This window comes from Demequina globuliformis (assembly GCF_000975155.1).
Lineage (GTDB): Bacteria > Actinomycetota > Actinomycetes > Actinomycetales > Demequinaceae > Demequina > Demequina globuliformis.
In genome coordinates this window covers 1,397,554-1,412,859 of record NZ_BBRG01000001.1, presented here as the reverse complement: position 1 = coordinate 1,412,859, position 15,306 = coordinate 1,397,554, and the positions used below count along the sequence as shown (strand labels likewise).

Here is a 15,306-nt window from a genome sequence, read left to right as displayed (position 1 = left end):
TCAGTTGTTCGTGCTCACCAACACGGCGGACGTCAGCACCACGCTGCTGGCGACCGCGGCGGCCGCTGCACTGACGGCCTTGCTCACACCCTCGGCCGCCCAGTCACCCTTCTCCAGTTCCTTGCCGCGCTTGGCGACCGCCCCCGACCACGGAATGTCCCGGTGGAGTGAATGCAACTGGCCCGATGCCGACAAGAGCGCACCCAACACGGCCGTGCGCGGCGCTGGCTCGATGCCATGGATCAGCACGGCCTCCATCTGCGAGACGAGCTCGGGCCTGCGGGCAGTGCCGCCGTCAGTCATCTTGGTGCTGGGGAAAATGCCGAGCACCTTGCGCTTGGTGCGCACAATGTCGCCGCGGGAGACAATGCGGTCCAGGACGGGCCCGCGCAGGGTGGGCCCTGCGGCCGTGAGGAAAGACTGAGTGGTCATGGGCTTCTTCTGCAGCCGCTCCCACGCCTCCCGCAGCAACGGGTCAGTGGGGCCGGCGCCCACCGCAGAGACCTTCCCCGGCGACAAGGTGCCGCCCGGCTCGATCTCCACGTGGTCCGCCAGGGCGAGTTCCGCGAGCACGGCGCCACCCAGCGGGTAGTACAGCATGCCCTCGCCCGCAATGGTGCCGTTGCGGGGATTGAACAGCAGCAGCATCAGGTCCGCTGCGATAGTGGGCTGGTCAGGAACGTATGCCGTCATTGTCTGATCCTGACACGGTTCGCCCAGCCGCGGCATCGGCCCTATGACCGATTTTGTCCACTGAGCCCACCCAGCACTGGGAACGCCCGCCCGCACCAGCGCGTTTCCCCAGCACCTGCGCGCGACCGGCACGGATAGAGTGGCGGCTCACACAACCCACACGGCCCACACGGCCCACACGAACCCGGAGTCTTTTCCATGCCCCCTGTCGACGGCACCACGAGCGTCGAGCTCGCGCTGCTCGCCGTCGTGGGACTCGTGGGCGTTGCCGTGGCCTTCGTGCTGGGGCGGCGGCGCGGGAAGGGAACGCGATACGCGCTCTGGACGACCCTCGCGGTCGTGGTGGGGATCATCGCGATCGTCACCCTCGTGATCCCGGGGACCTCGGACTATCCCGGCGGCCGCTATGCGAACCTCACTCCGGGTCAAGAGATCGAGCGTGGCCTCGACAACCCCGGCAGCGCCTCCTGGTTCAACCTCGTGGGCAACATCGCGATGTTCATCCCGTTAGGCCTGGTGGTCGCGGCCCTGATCCCTGGCGGGTTCTGGCGCCGGCTCGTCCTTGCGACCGGCACCGGCGTGGTGCTGACCGGGGGCATCGAGTTTCTTCAGTTCGGGATGGGGCGGGTTGCCGACATCGACGACATCATTCTCAACAGCGTTGGGGCGCTCGTGGGCGCGTTCGTGGGGGCGACTGCGGCGAGCATCGTGACAGCGGTGCGCTCACGCCAGCGCACCTAGCGCCTCGCCAGGAAAACCGCGCCGCTGTGGCGCACACTGGGATTTCCACCACTGCCGCAGGAGACCCATATGCCCCACGGAGACATCACCCACATCGATATTCCAGTCGCCGACCTTGGCGCCGCGACGGAGTTTTACGAGGCACTGTTCGGCTGGACCATCACCGCCCCGCCTGGGTTTGCGGGTTACCCCATGTGGCAGGCGCCCAATGAAGTCAGCGGCGGAGGCCTCGCGCCACGCTCGGAGGGCTTCACCCAACCCCGCTCCTACGTCGAGGTGGACTCCATCGATGACACGCTCGCGCAGATCCAGGAGCGCGGCGGCACCATCGTGCGCGGAAAGGAAGAGATCACCGCCACCAGCTGGTGGGCCGTGTTCCGCGACCCCGACGGCAACATCATGGGACTGTACGAGGGCGTGACGGACGTCTAGCGAGCACGGCTCGCTCTACCCGCTGGGCCCGGTACTGCATGGGGCCGATGCCGGAGTCAGGAGCGGCCAGAGCGCACCTTCGCGCGCACTAGCCTGAGAGGCATGTCCGCGACCGCTTCCGTCCGCGTGCGCCCACCGGCGCTCGCCTGGGTGGTGTTTGCCTGCGCGGCGTTCATCTACTTTGTCGCGGTAGTGCAGCGCACGGCGCTCGGCGTCGCGGGCGTCGAGGCGCTCGACCGGTTCGGCGTGGAGGCGCTGGGGCTCGCTTCGCTGTCCGTGGTGCAGATCAGCGTGTACGCCGCGCTCCAAATCCCGGCGGGCATTTTGCTGGACCGCATTGGGCCCAAGGCCATGCTCGCGGCCGGGTCCCTCATCATGGGGGCGGGCCAACTCCTGCTCGCGTACGCCGACACGCTTGCGTGGGCCCTCGCTGCGCGCATCCTGATTGGCGCGGGCGATGCCCCGATCTTCATCGCCGCCACCCGGCTTGCGTCGGAATGGTTCCCTCCCCGCCAGGCTCCCGTCATGGTCCAAATCACGGGCCTGCTGGGCCAATTGGGTCAGCTGGCGACCGCCGTGCCGGTGGCACTCCTGCTGCACGAGGCGGGATGGAGCACCACGTTCACCGTACTGGCGACGCTAGGCCTTGTGGCGGCCGGGCTCGCGATGGTCCGCATCCGCATGCCGCATCCCGGCGAGCTTCCCTACGCGGTCGCGCATCCTGAGCCCGATCCCGCCGTGCCTGCGCCGTCGCTGCGCGAGTCCTTGCGTCCACCTGGCGTGCGCCTGGCTTTTTGGGCGCACTGGACGGGCCTGTTCTCCGCCAACACTGTGGCGCTGCTGTGGGGCGTCCCGTTCCTCATTCAGGGCCAGGGGTTGAGCGCCGCGCAGGCCAGTGGACTCCTCACCGCCCTGGTGATCACCAACTTGGCCGCCGGCCCCATCGTCGGCACATTGACCTCGCGGCACCCCCTGCGACGCAGTTGGCTGGTGTTGGCCTACGCGGGCGTCGCGATCACGGCATGGGCCGCGGTCCTCACCCCCTCCACTCCACGCCCCCTGTGGCAGTTGCTCATCTGGATCATGGTCCTGGGGTTCGGCGGCCCAGTGGCACTGGTGGCCATGGACTTTGCGCGGACCTTCGGGATGCCGCGGCGGCTGGGCACCGCGACTGGGTTCGCGAACGTCGGCGGCTTCGCCGCGACGGTACTCTCGGTCGCCCTCGTGGGCGCCGTGCTCCAGTGGGTGGCCCCCGGCACCTCGGACTACACGTTGGACGACTACCGCATTGCCCTCGCCTCATTGGCACTGCCGTTTGCGATGGGGATTGCCGGCATCCTGTGGCAGCGCCGACGCACGCGCCTGGTCATGGCCGAGGCCGGCGTCGTGGTCCCCTCGATCCGGGATGCCATCGCACAAGGCCGACGCCTCTAGCGGTGACCGCCGCTCGCCTCTATGACACGTGCGCTCTCGCACGCGCGTGCTAATGTGAGTGAACACTCACTTACGTAGGGCCCGTCCTGGACCCACCACCATTGGAGGTCCGCATGGCTGCCCTCACCACCGACTCTCTCACCCGCACCTTTGGTGACGTCCGCGCACTGAACGATGTCTCGATCACCGTTCCCAGCGGCGGAGTCGTGGGCCTCGTCGGTCCCAACGGCTCGGGAAAGTCGACCCTCATTCGGATCCTGCTCGGACTCATCCGCCCCAGCTCCGGCAGCGCGGTCGTGCTCGACGGACGCATCGACCAGCCCTCCTCCTACCTGGACCGCGTGGGCGCACTCGTGGAGAGCCCTGCCTTCATCCCGGGGCTGTCAGCCCGCGCCAACCTCGCCTCGCTCGCACGCCTCCGCAACCTCCCCATGAGCCGCGTGGGCGAGGTCCTGGACATCGTTGGCCTGACCGGCCGGGACACGGAGCCGGTGAAGCAGTTCAGCCTCGGCATGAAACAGCGCCTCGGGATCGCTGCTGCGCTTCTGCCAGACCCTGCGCTGCTGATCCTGGACGAACCCACCAATGGACTCGACCCCTCAGGGATCGTTGAAATCAGGGCCTTGCTGTCGGCCTTGGCGAACGACGGTCGCACCGTCGTCGTGTCGTCTCACCTCATGAGCGAGCTTGAGGCAATCTGCGATCACCTCATCATCATCAAGTTCGGAAACGTCCTCTACAACGGCACCGTGAACGATCTCCTCGGGTCCGCGGCGACCTCGATCGTGGTCGCGCCCGAGAATCCCGATGACGCGAGCGCGCTCATCGACGCCTTGACACGCGGCGCCGTGGCCGCTGAGGCCACAGCGGACGGGTCGGTGCGGATCACGCAGCCCGGCGTCTCCGGCGCCGACATCAATCGCACCGCATTCGCCGCGGGCATCACCCTCGCCGCCATCACCACCCACACGCGCTCGCTCGAGGAGGTCTTCCTCGACATGACCGGCCGCTCCGACGGTGACGTCTCACGTGACCGCGCCGCACAGACCAACGACCAGGAATCATGATGCTCAACGCCACTCGCTCAGAAATTGTCCGCACCCGGCGCAAGGGCGCAGTGGCCGCCTGGTTCGGCCTCACCGCGCTCTTTGCCGTGATGATGTTCTTCGCCTTTTTCACCTTCGTGGACTCAGCAGAAGGTGCTCCGGAACGCGGTCCGGGAGTCACGTTCCCCTCGGTGGAGACGCTGACCTCACCCGAGGGCATCGTCGCGCCACTGGCCTCCGCATCCAGCATGTTCGGCATCATCGCGCTCGCATTCTGGGCGCTGTTCACCGCGTCCGACTACTCCACGGGCATGATTCGGCTCCTCGCAGCCGCGCAACCCACCCGCTGGAAACTCGTGGTCGGCAAGGTCCTCGCGCTGCTCATGTGGACCGCAGTCGCAGCGACCGTGGCGCTGCTCGCCACATTCATCGTCGCGCCCGCCGCGAGCGCCTCAACGTCACTGGATATCTCCGCGTGGCAGGACGTCACCGTCGCCATAGTTGCCCAGGCGTGGGTGAACGTGTGTGTCTCCATGACCATCTGGGGTGCCATCGGTATGGTCCTCGCCACGATCACTCGCTCCGCAGCTGTCGCCATCTCCATCGGAGCCGGCTGGGTCCTCATTGTCGAAGGAGTTCTCGCCGTCATTGTTCCCGACATCGCAGACTGGCTCCCCGGCAGCACCATCGCCGCTATTGCCAGTGGGGGCACTGACGCCTTGAGCTATGGGGCGGCGTTGAGCCTCGGAGCGGTCTACCTCGCGTTGTGCCTAGGTGGGACACTAGCGGTCTATCAGAAGCGGGACATCACGGACTAGGGGGCACGCGTGCCACGACGCCACGACACCAAGCAGCGGCTCATCCAAGCCGCCGTCCACGTCGCGCGCACGCGGGGCTATGCCCACACGACCACCCGTGCTGTGGCGGAGCAAGCGGGCGTGTCAGAGGCCACGATCTACCGCCACTTCCCCGACAAGTTCAGCCTCATACACGCCGCAGCAAGCGACACCGCCGCGCAGGTCAGCGCAGTCACCCAGGAACTCCCCCCACGTGCGGGGTCCTCCACGGTTCGCGCCAACTTGCTGGACGTGATGGGCCACATGGCGAGCGTGCGCGCGGACATGGCCCCCTTGGAACTCGCAATCGCCACCGACCCCGAACTGTCCCAGGCACGTTCGCAAGCCATCGAACGCGGACTGCCAGACGGCCCTCCTCGCCACCTCGCCGAGTACTTGGCCGCCGAACAATCGCTGGGACGAGTCACGGCAACCGTCGACCCCGTGACCACCGCCCTCGTCATCATGACCCAGGTCTTCGGGTCAGCGCTCGGCACCGGCCCGTCCCTCGAAGACTCCCTCGACGTGCTCTTGACCGGACTAGAACCCCGCACCTAACTCTGAGCCGGTTCCCAGGCCGCTCCCAGCATCGGCCCGTCAAATGGAGACATGAACCTCTCCCGCACCCTCAAGATCACCGCTGTCGCAGCGTCGCTGGCGTTCGTCACCGCGTGCACCGCACCCGCCGAGTCGTCGACCGCGTCCGCGAGCGCGGCATCGGACACCGTTCAAGTAGGCGCGGCCACCGTGGGCGACACCCCCGAGGTGTGGGACGCGAGCGAACTGCACGAGTTCTCCATTACCTACGACCAAGACGACTACGACGCGATGATCGCGACCTACCTCGACACAGGGGACAAGGAGTGGATCTCCGCGGATGTCACCATCGATGGAGAGGCATACGAGAACGTGGGCCTCAAACTCAAGGGCAACTCTTCTCTCCGTGGCGTCACCGAAGAAGACGCCGCCAGTCCCGAGGACTTGCCGTGGATCATCAACCTCGACAAATTCGTCGACGGCCAAGACCACGACGGCGCAGAAGAGTTCGTCATCCGCTCCAACACCTCCGAGACCGCGCTGAACGAGGCCGTAGCGCTCGACCTGCTCGACCAGACCGGCCTGGCGGCAGAAGAAGCCATCGCGGCGGCAGTGTCGATGAACGGGTCCGAGGAGACGCTCCGGCTCGTGGTCGAAAACCCCAACACGGATTGGATGGAGCGCGAGTTGGGCGACGGCTACATGTGGAAGGCCGAGTCCGGCGGCACGTGGGACTACGTGGGGGAAGATGAGGCCGACTACGTCGACTCCTTTGACCAAGAAGGCGGCGAGGACAACTACGCACCCCTGATTGACTTCCTTGACTTCATCAATAACGCCGACGATGCCACGTTCGAGGCCGACCTCTCCCAGTGGCTTGACGTCGACGCGTTCGCCACGTACCTCGCGTATCAACAAGTCGTCAACAACTTTGACGACATTGACGGTCCCGGCAACAACGCCTACCTCTACTGGGACATCGAGGACGAGCAGATGACCGTCGTGAACTGGGACCTCAATCTCGCGTTCGGCGCGACCAACGGCGACCAGATGGGCGGCGGTGACCAGATGGGCGGCGGCGCAGGTGGCCCCGCTACGGGTGAGGCACAGGGCGGCCTAGACGGTGCCGAGCGCCCGGTCCCCGGTGAGCGCGCGCCAGGCGGCGGCGCTGCCGACGGTGACATGCCCGGCGGCGAGGCCCCCGGCGGCGACATGCCCGGCGGCGAGGCCCCCGGCGGCGGCATGCCCGGTGGCGAGGCCCCCGGCGGCGGCATGCAGGGCGCAGGTACGCAGGGCAGCAACATCCTGGCCGAGCGCTTCCGCGCAGTCGACGAATACGCGGCGCAGATTGACGCCGAAGTGGAGCGCCTCCAAGCCGAACTCTTTGACTCCGGCCTGGCTGACGCCTCGCTCGACGCCTGGTCCGCACTCCTGACGGGGGACGCAGGCAACCTGATCGACGCCGCCGTCGTGGACACCGAGGCGGCGGCACTGCGCGAGGAGTTCCCCGCCTGACTCTCTCTTTGTGGCCAGCGTCCTCGCATCCGTTGGCCACGAAGCGCAGTTCCTCGCCGGCAGTGTGCGGCCCGTGGGGAAACCTGGCCGGTCCGGCCTCCGATGGCAGGAGTCCGGGCCGGCCTTTTCACGCGTCGCTCGCAGGCGTAGCGTGGAGGAATGGTTGATGCGATTCCTTCCCACACCCTGAACGACGGCTACTCGATCCCCGCGCTGGGGTTCGGCACCTACCCCCTCAAGGGCGACGAGTGCGTGACCGCGGTGCGCGCCGCACTCGACAACGGCTACCGGCTCATCGATTCCGCCGTGAACTACGGCAACGAGGTCGAGGTCGGCGAGGCCATCCGCGGGTTTATTGAGGACACGGGCACCCCTCGCGAGGACATCACCGTGCAAACCAAGCTGCCAGGACGCCACCACGAGACGGACGCGGCCGTACGCTCCATCGAGGAGTCCTTCGACAAGATGCAGCTCGGCACGCTCGACGTTGTGCTGATCCACTGGCCCAACCCCGTCACCGGCAAGTTCCGCGAGGCCTGGCGCGGGCTCATCGAGGCACGCAAGCGCGACTACGTGCGTACCATTGGCGTCTCCAATTTCACCGCCGACCACCTCACGCAGATTGTGGACGACTCGGGCGTCACGCCTGCGATCAACCAGATCGAACTGCACCCCTACTTCAACCAGGAGGCCATGCGCGCCGCGAACGCGGACCGCGGAATCCTGACCCAGTCGTGGAGCCCCCTGGGTAAGCGCGAGGCGCCGTACTCAGAGCCTGCCGTGGTCGCGGCCGCGCGGTCCCACGGCGTCACCCCCGCACAGGTTGTGCTGCGCTGGCAGGTGCAGTTGGGCAACGTGCCGCTGCCCAAGTCCGCGACGCCGTCGCGCCAGGTGGAGAACCTCGACGTATTCGGCTTCGAGCTCACCGGCATAGAGATGGGTGCCATCAACGCGCTCACCCGCGCGGACGGCCGTCTCTTCGACGGCGACCCCACGACCCACGAGGAAATGTAGGCGGGCACCGAGCGCTACTGAGTCCAAGCATCGGCCCGTGCCCAGCTGTGCGCAGGCCGCCTAGGCCTGGCGCGCGTTGAGCTGCTTCCACAGCTGCGCAAGGACGGCATCGTCGAGGGCGTCCGACGGGGACTCTTCGCGCACGCCCGCCGTGCCGTGGACCTCGCGGTGCAGTTCTTCCATGCGGACGTCCAGGCGCTCGGCGATCACGGCCGCATCTGAGAGGCTCTCCGCGAGATGATCGGGCACCTCGCCATCAAACTTGTAGTGAATCTTGTGCTCCAGCGACGCCCAGAAGTCCATCGCGATGGTGCGGATTTGGAGCTCGACGGGAACCTGCACCGCCCCCGTCGACAGGAACACGGGGATCTCGATGATGGCGTGGATCGACTTGTAGCCGTTGGGCTTGGGGTGAGCGATGTAGTCCTTGATCTGCATCACCCGGACGTCATCTTGACTCACCAACGTCTCGAGAACCCGGTACGTGTCCTCAATAAAGCTGCAGGTAATCCTCACCCCCGCAATGTCCGTAATAGCTGCGCGAATGGCGTCAGCGTCCGGCGCGACCGCCTTGCGCGCCATCTTCGCGACAATGCTGGGCGCGGACTTCACTCGCGAACTCACGTGCTCAATGGGGTTATACCGGTGAAGGTGCAAGAACTCCTCGCGCAAGATGGTGACCTTGGTGAGCACCTCGTCAACCGCGAAGCGGTACTCCATCATCAGTCGCGACAGGTCGCGACGCAGATCGCGTGCACGCTCCAGTTCGCCTACGGAGGGTTCGGGCACACTCTCGTCAGTCACAACCAAGCAACGCCTTGCCTCCTGGCCGAGTTCCCCGGCTGCGGAGCCTAGAGCCCGTCCTGCTCGGCTTCCATTTGCGCGACAAACTCGTGCTTCGAGGACTGCCAGCCATCCTCGTTGAGGCCCGTGCGCCAGTACCCGGAGATCGAGACGTGCTCGCGCGGCACGCCCATCTCATTGAAGAGGTGGTGACGCAGCGGCTTGATCATGTCGGCGTTGCCGTGCACAAACGCCTCGATGTCTCCCGTGGGTAGGGTCGCGGTCTGGACCGCGTACGTCAGCGCCTCTCCGTAGCCCATGCCGTGCTCATCGCGTCGAATCCAGTGCACCTGGGTAGCGTCCGTGAGGCGCAAGTGCTGCTGGTCGGCGGCGGAACCCACCTCGAGGAAAACCTCGGCACGCGCGCCCACTGGCAAGGCGTCGAGCGCGGCCGCCACGGCGGGGAGCGCGGACTCATCGCCCACAAGAAGGTGAATGTCGGCATCGGCACGCGGTGCCCACCCTCCGCCTGGGCCCACGAAGCTGATCTCGTCGCCTGGCTGCGCCCCCGCAGCCCAGGGGCCCGCCAGGCCTTCGTCGCCGTGGATGACGAAGTCGATCGCGATCTCGCGCGCCTCGCGGTCGAACCAGCGGACGGTGTACGTGCGCGTCACGTCGCCGAACTTGAGCTTCACGTAGTGGTCGGTGAGGGTCAGGTCCGGGAGCTCGGCGAGGACGTCTCCGCCGAGCACCACGCGCACCATTGCGGGTGAGAGGCGCTCGGTGCGGACCACGGAGACAGTGCGGACGGGGCGAGGGGGACGGGCCGGAGTAGTCATCACGGCCAGTATAAAGAACTCAGGCGTTGCGTAAATACCTGGCACTGGCCTGCGATGCGCCGCGAGGCCGGGTCTGCAGCGGGCCGATGCCGCGGCTGGCCGCTCACTCAACTCCCCTGAAGTGGCACAAAATGGCTGTTATAGGCCGCCAAAACAGCCAAATGGAGCCATTTGGCGGGTGGGTGGGTTAGGGGGCGACGGGGGCGGCAGGGGCGGTCAGCGTCTCCACCCGCACCGCTAGTGTGGCTTCCCGGTCGCCCAACGCTGCGAGATCCCCGCTAGGCACATGGTGCGCGTTGGGTCCCATCGCGAGAGCATCGTGCGCTGCCTGCGCGGTGAGCTCGAGCCGTTGGACAACGTCCACGCGGCCACCGCTGGCCCACCCGGGAAACTGCGCGGCGAGACGCTCCGACTTGCCCTCGTGGATGTGGACACCGTCGACGGCGTCCACGAGTTCGGCGAGATGCTGCGGCAAGGGCGTCACGACCACCAGCGCACCACCGGGACGCACCACGCGGGCAATTTCGCTCGGCACCCGCGGCCCGAACACCGACAGGACCACGTCCACCTCGCCATCGACCAGCGGCAGCGGCCGGAGGGCATCGGCGCCCACGGCCACGCACCTGCCATGCGCGCGCGCCGCACGCTTGAGCGCGGGGGTGGACAGGTCCATGCAGATTCCGTCCCACGACCGCAGCTCCGGCGCGTCCAGGGCGGCCGCCGCGTAGTACCCCGTGCCGCCGGCAAGGTCCAGCAGCAGCCCAGCTTCCGCTGCCCGCGCGGCACTACCGACGGCCTCCGCGACCGCCTGTGCCACCGGGGCGTACCAGCCATCGCTTTGCAGACGCTCACGCGCCGCCACCATCTCAGCCGTGTCAGCATTGAGGGACCGCCCATGCCCGGCCCTCAACGTGACGTACCCCTGGCGAGCGCGGTCAAACCGGTGCCCGGCAGCGCACGTCAACGAGGCATCGGCCCACTGCACACCTGTGCCGCACACCGGGCACGCAAGGGCCCTCATCACGCGCGGCGTCCACTCACTCATGCCAGCGAGCCTAGGCGACCTCGTGCGGCGCGCCCACGTCCCGGACGGCTCGTGCAGGAGACAATCGCTCCATGAGAACCCCCCGCTGGAGCCTGGGCGCGCACCGGACCGACGAGAACCACCGCGTCACGACCATGGAGCTCCTGTTCGACCTGGTGTACGTGTTCGCGTTCATCCAGGTCACTACCTGGATCGCACAGGAGCACACGCTGCGCGCGACCGCAGAGGGGCTCGTCATGCTCGCCATCCTGTGGTGGGTGTGGGTGACGTGGGCGTGGCTGGGGAACGTCATGCGCGCGGATCGCGGGCTGCCGCTCGCGGGATTCATTGTCGCGATGGTGGCCACGTTCGGCATTGCGCTCACCATCCAAGGCATCTGGGATGCGGAGGGCGGCGCGGTGGCACCGGTCGCCTTCGCGGTGCTCTACACGCTGGTCCGCGCCGTCCACACGGCGGTGTACCTGCACGGAGTGCGCGGCGACGACCAACTGCAGCGGCAAGTGTGGCTGTCGACGGCGGCGTGGGTGCCCGCGGCCGTGACGCTGATCGTTGGCGCGCTCCAGGCACCTGAGCAGCGCCTGTACTGGTGGGGCGCCACCGTGGTGCTCGAGGTAGTCGCGACGTGGCTCCTGTCCGTGCGTGGCCCGGGATGGAAGGTCTCCTCAGGACAGCACTTCGCGGAGCGGTTCGACCTGGTCGTGATCTTGGCGCTGGGCGAGTCCGTGCTCGCGGTCGGCATCACGGCCGCTAAGTTGGATTTCAGTGGCGAGCTGTTGGGCATTGGCCTGCTCGGTGTCTTGGTCGCGATCTCGCTGTGGTGGCCGTACTTCAAGGCGGTAGGGCCGGCGCTCGAGGACGCACTCGACGACGCCCCTGCTGACCGCAAACCCGACCTCGCGCGCGATGTCTACTCCTACCTGCACTTGCCGTTGATCATGGGCATCATCCTGGTCGCGGCCGGCATCGAGGAGGCGGTCGTGGCCCTCGAGGAGGAGCAGGCCTCCGGCGGGGCGTCGGTGTTCCTCGCGGTGGGCGCCGCAGTGTTTGCCGGGACCTGCGCGGTGCTGATGCGCGTGGCCGGTGGAACGTGGCAGTGGCTCGCGGGCACGGCAGCGTTCTTTGTCGTGGCCGCGTGGTGGCTGCCGCAGGTCGACGCCACGGTCGCGATCATCCTGACGGTCGCCGTGCTGAGCACGGTGGGGTGGATCACCCCGTCGGCCCGGCACCGCGAGGCCTCGGCCGTGGATTCATCGGACCACGGCGAGGCATAGCGCCGCTCCTGGAGTGGCACAAAGGGCCTGCCATGCACCCCTAAAACAGCCAAATGGAGCCATTCGGGTGTTTTAGGGGGCTGTAGCGGCCACTTTGTTCCACTCCAGCAAGGACGACGGGGCCGCGAAAAAGTCCCGCTCGTGCCGCGTCGACAACTCAAAGGCCCTCGCCGCCGCGACCCGCGTGCGCTCGTCCGCCGCCGCAACCGCCTGCGACGCAATTCGCACGGCTTCTCGGGTGGCCTCCGCGAACGTCTCATCCGAGTACGTATCCAGCCAGGCACCGTAGGGATGGTCGGCGGTGCGTTGGTCCGCAAGCCTGGTGCCGACGTCGTGATACACCCAGTAGCACGGCAAGATCGCGGCACACAGCACCGCGTAGTCACCGCGAGCGGCGGCCGCGAGCAGGTGATCGGTGTAGGCAGTCGTCACGGGCGAGGGCTCCGCGGCGAACAGCTCTGCGGGCGGCAGATAACTGCCATGCAGCTCAATCTCGATCGCCACGCACGTGTGCGCCCCTCGAGCCCAGAACGCCTGCTCACGCGCGGTAGGGGCAAGCGCCGCAGCGGCCGACAGCGCCCGCGAATAGTCCCGCAAGTACAGCGCATCCTGCGCGACGTACCAGTCGAACGCATCCCGGTTGAGCTCCCCCGAGCCCAGCTGCACCACAAAGTCCAACCGGTCGGTCTCCTCGCGCACATCCCGCGTGCTGTCCCACCATTGCTGAGCGAGCGCCGGAGCGTCACTGACGCGAGCATCGGCCCGCTCCCACAGGTCGGCAAAGTGGGAGATAGGTCCGTGACCGCGCCCCACCTTGAGGGCCGATGCCTGGGTCAAGGACCGCGTCAGCCACTCCTTGGCCTCTGCTACAGCCGTATCCCACCGGCCCGTGCGGGCACGCAGCGTTGCCACGGCCGAGGACAGCGAACAGCCCGTGCCGTGAGTGGCGGTGGTGTCGACCCGGGGAGAGGAGAACACGATGGGCTCAAGCTCACACGGCGGGACCAGGGCATCGCGCACCACGTCGCCCGCGAGATGGCCACCCTTGGCAAGCACGCTCACGCCGGCGTCACAGGCAAGCCGCGCCGCCTGGTCCAGCAGCGCCTCCCACGTGCGCGCGGGCGGCTCGCCCGCCAGCACGGCGAGCTCCGGCACGTTCGGGGTGACCAGGTCCGCAAGTGGGAGCAGCGCACGCAGGGCATCCTCGGCATCGGCCGTCAACAGGCGGTCCCCACTCGTGGCGACCATGACGGGGTCCAGCACCACCACGGGAGGGCGGGTGCGCTCGAGCCAGGCCCTGACCACGTCAATGACGTCGGTGTCGAACAACATCCCGATCTTGACGGCATCAATGTCCACGTCATCGCTGACCGCGTCGAGCTGCGCGGCAAGAAACGACGCTGGCGGTGCGTGAACGGCGCGCACGCCCTGGGTGTTCTGCGCCACAAGCGCCGTGACCGCAGCCATTCCATAGCCGCCGTTCGCGGCAATCGACTTCAGATCCGCCTGGATCCCCGCGCCCCCGGTGGGGTCGGTACCGGCGATGGACAGCACTCGCGGGATGCGCGTGCGCCCGGCCGTCATGCTGCCGCCTCCCACACCCGCGACAGCATTGACGCAGCCGCGCGGGGATCTGGCGCCGCGCAAATCCACGACACCACCGCGGCACCCGCGAACCCACCCCGGCGGAGGTCCCCCACGTCGTCCGCGCGCACTCCCCCAATCGCAACGGCCGGCACTGTGCACAGACGCGCCAACTCGCATGCCCGCGCGATGCCCAGCGGCGGCGGAGCATCCACCTTGGACTGGGTGGCCCGCACCGCGCCAATGCCGATGTAATCCGCGCCGTCCGCGCCAGCGGCAGCGATCTGTGCTTCGGTGGAGGCGGAGACCCCGATCACGCAGTCATCCCCCAGCAGTGTGCGGGCAATGGCCACCGGAATGTCTTGCTGCCCCAGGTGCACACCGTCCACCCTGATCCCGCTGCGCCGGGCGGCCAGCGCCACGTCGACGCGGTCGTTGATCACCAGCGCAACGTGATCAGGGAGGGCGTCTGCCACGGATCGGGTCAGTCCCAGCATGGCGCGCGCGGGGGCGTCCTTGCGGCGGATCTGGACTGTCGTGACTCCCCCGTCGACCGCCTCGCGCACCGTCGTGACGATGTCCCGCCCGCAGCCAGCGGACTGGGCCACGTCGGTCACCAGGTAGACGGACAGGTCGAGGCTCATGCGGCCGCCTCCTGCGCGCGCAGCTGGGCGGCCGGGATGGACGCCAGCGAGTCGAGCAACCGCGTCCGGAAATCCCCGGGACCGGCCGCCACAACCGCCGCACGTTCGGCCGCCTGGCCGTAAATGTCGCTCGCAGCCGCGGCCGCCTCAAACGGCTCTGGGTGCACGGCGACACACGCCGCCATGACCGCGCCCAACGCGCAGCCGCCGCCCGTGATGCGGGTCAGCAGGATGTGTCCGCCCGCGATCCTTGCGGTGCGATCAGCGTCCACGATGAGGTCCACAGGGCCCGACACCGCTACTGCGCCGCCGGTCGCCCGCGCCAACGCGCGCGCGGCGGCCTCCGCATCCTCAACGGCGTCCTCTGAATCGACCCCGCGACCCCCGGCCCCCACACCCGCGAGCGCAATGATCTCCGAGGCGTTGCCCCGAATGATGGACGGGCGCCGCGACAAAAGGTCCTGGGCCAAGGCCGTTCGCACCGGCAGCATGCCCACCGCCACCGGGTCCAAGACCCATGGCGTTGCCGAGGCGACTGCGGCATCGGCCGCCTCCACCATGGCCTGGCGCTGCTCAGCGTGCGGGGTGCCAATGTTGATATGCACGGCGGAGGCGACGGACGCGAACGGCCCCGCCTCACCGACAATGTCCACCATGGCGGGCGTCGCGCCCAATGCAATGGTGACGTTCGCGACCAACTCAACCGTGACGGCATTGGTGATCGACTGAATCAGCGGGACCTGGGAGCGCACGGCTTCCAGGACGTCCGCGGACGGAATGGGCAGGTCAATAGGCGTACGCGTCATGCGCGACATCCCTTCGCTAGTACGAGCTAGATCAGGTTCAACGGGTGTGTTCTCAGCCCCAAGGGGCACCCCGTGTCATGCGGTCT

General features: G+C 67.8%; 16 protein-coding genes and 1 riboswitch. Of the genes, 9 read left to right on the top strand and 7 right to left on the bottom strand.

Annotated features, from left to right (window positions below; genetic code table 11):
* The gene (locus tag AOP75_RS06520; RefSeq protein WP_062077512.1) at nucleotides 1-693 is read right to left on the bottom strand and encodes a GOLPH3/VPS74 family protein; all 693 of its coding nucleotides are present in this window, start codon (nucleotides 691-693) and stop codon (nucleotides 1-3) included.
* Between the two features lie 198 nt (nucleotides 694-891).
* Between AOP75_RS06520 and AOP75_RS06515 the strand changes: the two genes are divergently transcribed.
* The 8 genes from AOP75_RS06515 to AOP75_RS06480 all read left to right on the top strand — a co-directional run bounded on the left by AOP75_RS06515 (nucleotide 892) and on the right by AOP75_RS06480 (nucleotide 8,248).
* On the top strand, nucleotides 892-1,434 hold the full coding sequence (locus tag AOP75_RS06515; protein WP_062077510.1) for a VanZ family protein: 543 nt from the start codon (nucleotides 892-894) through the stop codon (nucleotides 1,432-1,434).
* A gap of 69 nt (nucleotides 1,435-1,503) precedes the next feature.
* Entirely contained in the window at nucleotides 1,504-1,866 is a 363-nt protein-coding gene (locus tag AOP75_RS06510) for a VOC family protein (RefSeq protein ID WP_062077508.1), read from the top strand.
* A gap of 102 nt (nucleotides 1,867-1,968) precedes the next feature.
* On the top strand, nucleotides 1,969-3,300 hold the full coding sequence (locus tag AOP75_RS06505) for an MFS transporter (protein ID WP_062077506.1): 1,332 nt from the start codon (nucleotides 1,969-1,971) through the stop codon (nucleotides 3,298-3,300).
* 113 nt (nucleotides 3,301-3,413) lie between these two features.
* Nucleotides 3,414-4,367 carry an ABC transporter ATP-binding protein gene (locus AOP75_RS06500; protein ID WP_062077504.1) on the top strand — a complete coding sequence of 318 codons (954 nt, stop codon included), beginning with the start codon at nucleotides 3,414-3,416 and terminating at the stop codon, nucleotides 4,365-4,367.
* The gene (locus AOP75_RS06495; protein WP_152649976.1) at nucleotides 4,364-5,164 is read left to right on the top strand and encodes an ABC transporter permease subunit; all 801 of its coding nucleotides are present in this window, start codon (nucleotides 4,364-4,366) and stop codon (nucleotides 5,162-5,164) included. Before AOP75_RS06500 ends, AOP75_RS06495 begins: the two co-directional genes overlap by 4 nt.
* 9 nt (nucleotides 5,165-5,173) lie before the next feature.
* Complete coding sequence (locus AOP75_RS06490) at nucleotides 5,174-5,740, top strand: TetR/AcrR family transcriptional regulator (protein ID WP_062077501.1); 567 nt, start codon at nucleotides 5,174-5,176, stop codon at nucleotides 5,738-5,740.
* A gap of 51 nt (nucleotides 5,741-5,791) precedes the next feature.
* Nucleotides 5,792-7,234: a CotH kinase family protein gene (locus AOP75_RS06485; protein WP_062077498.1), complete on the top strand. Its 1,443-nt coding sequence runs from the start codon at nucleotides 5,792-5,794 to the stop codon at nucleotides 7,232-7,234.
* Between the two features lie 159 nt (nucleotides 7,235-7,393).
* Nucleotides 7,394-8,248: an aldo/keto reductase gene (locus AOP75_RS06480; RefSeq protein ID WP_062077495.1), complete on the top strand. Its 855-nt coding sequence runs from the start codon at nucleotides 7,394-7,396 to the stop codon at nucleotides 8,246-8,248.
* A gap of 60 nt (nucleotides 8,249-8,308) precedes the next feature.
* On the opposite strand, the gene AOP75_RS06475 is transcribed toward AOP75_RS06480, so the two are convergent.
* The 3 genes from AOP75_RS06475 to AOP75_RS06465 form a co-directional block, all read right to left on the bottom strand.
* Entirely contained in the window at nucleotides 8,309-9,052 is a 744-nt protein-coding gene (locus tag AOP75_RS06475; protein ID WP_439645186.1) for a GTP pyrophosphokinase, read from the bottom strand.
* Nucleotides 9,053-9,099: 47 nt separating this feature from the next.
* Nucleotides 9,100-9,870 (bottom strand): siderophore-interacting protein, encoded by a 771-nt coding sequence (locus AOP75_RS06470; protein ID WP_062078480.1) that lies wholly within the window; start codon nucleotides 9,868-9,870, stop codon nucleotides 9,100-9,102.
* Nucleotides 9,871-10,057: 187 nt separating this feature from the next.
* Complete coding sequence (locus tag AOP75_RS06465; protein ID WP_083966747.1) at nucleotides 10,058-10,915, bottom strand: putative RNA methyltransferase; 858 nt, start codon at nucleotides 10,913-10,915, stop codon at nucleotides 10,058-10,060.
* Nucleotides 10,916-10,986: 71 nt separating this feature from the next.
* Here AOP75_RS06465 and AOP75_RS06460 point away from each other — a divergent pair, with 71 nt between their 5' ends.
* A complete protein-coding gene (locus AOP75_RS06460) occupies nucleotides 10,987-12,186 on the top strand; it encodes a low temperature requirement protein A (RefSeq protein ID WP_062077489.1) in 1,200 nt (399 codons plus the stop codon).
* 72 nt (nucleotides 12,187-12,258) lie between these two features.
* On the opposite strand, the gene AOP75_RS06455 is transcribed toward AOP75_RS06460, so the two are convergent.
* From AOP75_RS06455 to thiM, 3 genes are all read right to left on the bottom strand, one after another.
* Complete coding sequence (locus AOP75_RS06455; protein ID WP_062077487.1) at nucleotides 12,259-13,770, bottom strand: bifunctional hydroxymethylpyrimidine kinase/phosphomethylpyrimidine kinase; 1,512 nt, start codon at nucleotides 13,768-13,770, stop codon at nucleotides 12,259-12,261.
* Complete coding sequence (thiE, locus tag AOP75_RS06450; protein WP_062077484.1) at nucleotides 13,767-14,414, bottom strand: thiamine phosphate synthase; 648 nt, start codon at nucleotides 14,412-14,414, stop codon at nucleotides 13,767-13,769. The genes AOP75_RS06455 and thiE overlap by 4 nt, the downstream gene beginning before the upstream one ends.
* Nucleotides 14,411-15,220, bottom strand: coding sequence for a hydroxyethylthiazole kinase (gene thiM / locus AOP75_RS06445; RefSeq protein WP_062078478.1), 810 nt, complete (start codon nucleotides 15,218-15,220; stop codon nucleotides 14,411-14,413). The genes thiE and thiM overlap by 4 nt, the downstream gene beginning before the upstream one ends.
* A riboswitch (TPP riboswitch) is annotated at nucleotides 15,212-15,303 on the bottom strand. Its footprint overlaps the gene before it by 9 nt.
* Between the last annotated feature and the right edge of the window lie 3 nt (nucleotides 15,304-15,306).

What these genes read in the sequence shown, in the direction of transcription:
- AOP75_RS06520 (WP_062077512.1), bottom strand. Translation starts at nt 693, where the DNA reads ATGACGGCATACGTTCCTGACCAGCCCACTATCGCAGCGGACCTGATG.
- AOP75_RS06515 (WP_062077510.1), top strand. Translation starts at nt 892, where the DNA reads ATGCCCCCTGTCGACGGCACCACGAGCGTCGAGCTCGCGCTGCTCGCC.
- AOP75_RS06510 (WP_062077508.1), top strand. Translation starts at nt 1,504, where the DNA reads ATGCCCCACGGAGACATCACCCACATCGATATTCCAGTCGCCGACCTT.
- AOP75_RS06505 (WP_062077506.1), top strand. Translation starts at nt 1,969, where the DNA reads ATGTCCGCGACCGCTTCCGTCCGCGTGCGCCCACCGGCGCTCGCCTGG.
- AOP75_RS06500 (WP_062077504.1), top strand. Translation starts at nt 3,414, where the DNA reads ATGGCTGCCCTCACCACCGACTCTCTCACCCGCACCTTTGGTGACGTC.
- AOP75_RS06495 (WP_152649976.1), top strand. Translation starts at nt 4,364, where the DNA reads ATGATGCTCAACGCCACTCGCTCAGAAATTGTCCGCACCCGGCGCAAG.
- AOP75_RS06485 (WP_062077498.1), top strand. Translation starts at nt 5,792, where the DNA reads ATGAACCTCTCCCGCACCCTCAAGATCACCGCTGTCGCAGCGTCGCTG.
- AOP75_RS06480 (WP_062077495.1), top strand. Translation starts at nt 7,394, where the DNA reads ATGGTTGATGCGATTCCTTCCCACACCCTGAACGACGGCTACTCGATC.
- AOP75_RS06470 (WP_062078480.1), bottom strand. Translation starts at nt 9,870, where the DNA reads ATGACTACTCCGGCCCGTCCCCCTCGCCCCGTCCGCACTGTCTCCGTG.
- AOP75_RS06465 (WP_083966747.1), bottom strand. Translation starts at nt 10,915, where the DNA reads ATGAGTGAGTGGACGCCGCGCGTGATGAGGGCCCTTGCGTGCCCGGTG.
- AOP75_RS06460 (WP_062077489.1), top strand. Translation starts at nt 10,987, where the DNA reads ATGAGAACCCCCCGCTGGAGCCTGGGCGCGCACCGGACCGACGAGAAC.
- AOP75_RS06455 (WP_062077487.1), bottom strand. Translation starts at nt 13,770, where the DNA reads ATGACGGCCGGGCGCACGCGCATCCCGCGAGTGCTGTCCATCGCCGGT.
- thiE (WP_062077484.1), bottom strand. Translation starts at nt 14,414, where the DNA reads ATGAGCCTCGACCTGTCCGTCTACCTGGTGACCGACGTGGCCCAGTCC.
- thiM (WP_062078478.1), bottom strand. Translation starts at nt 15,220, where the DNA reads ATGACGCGTACGCCTATTGACCTGCCCATTCCGTCCGCGGACGTCCTG.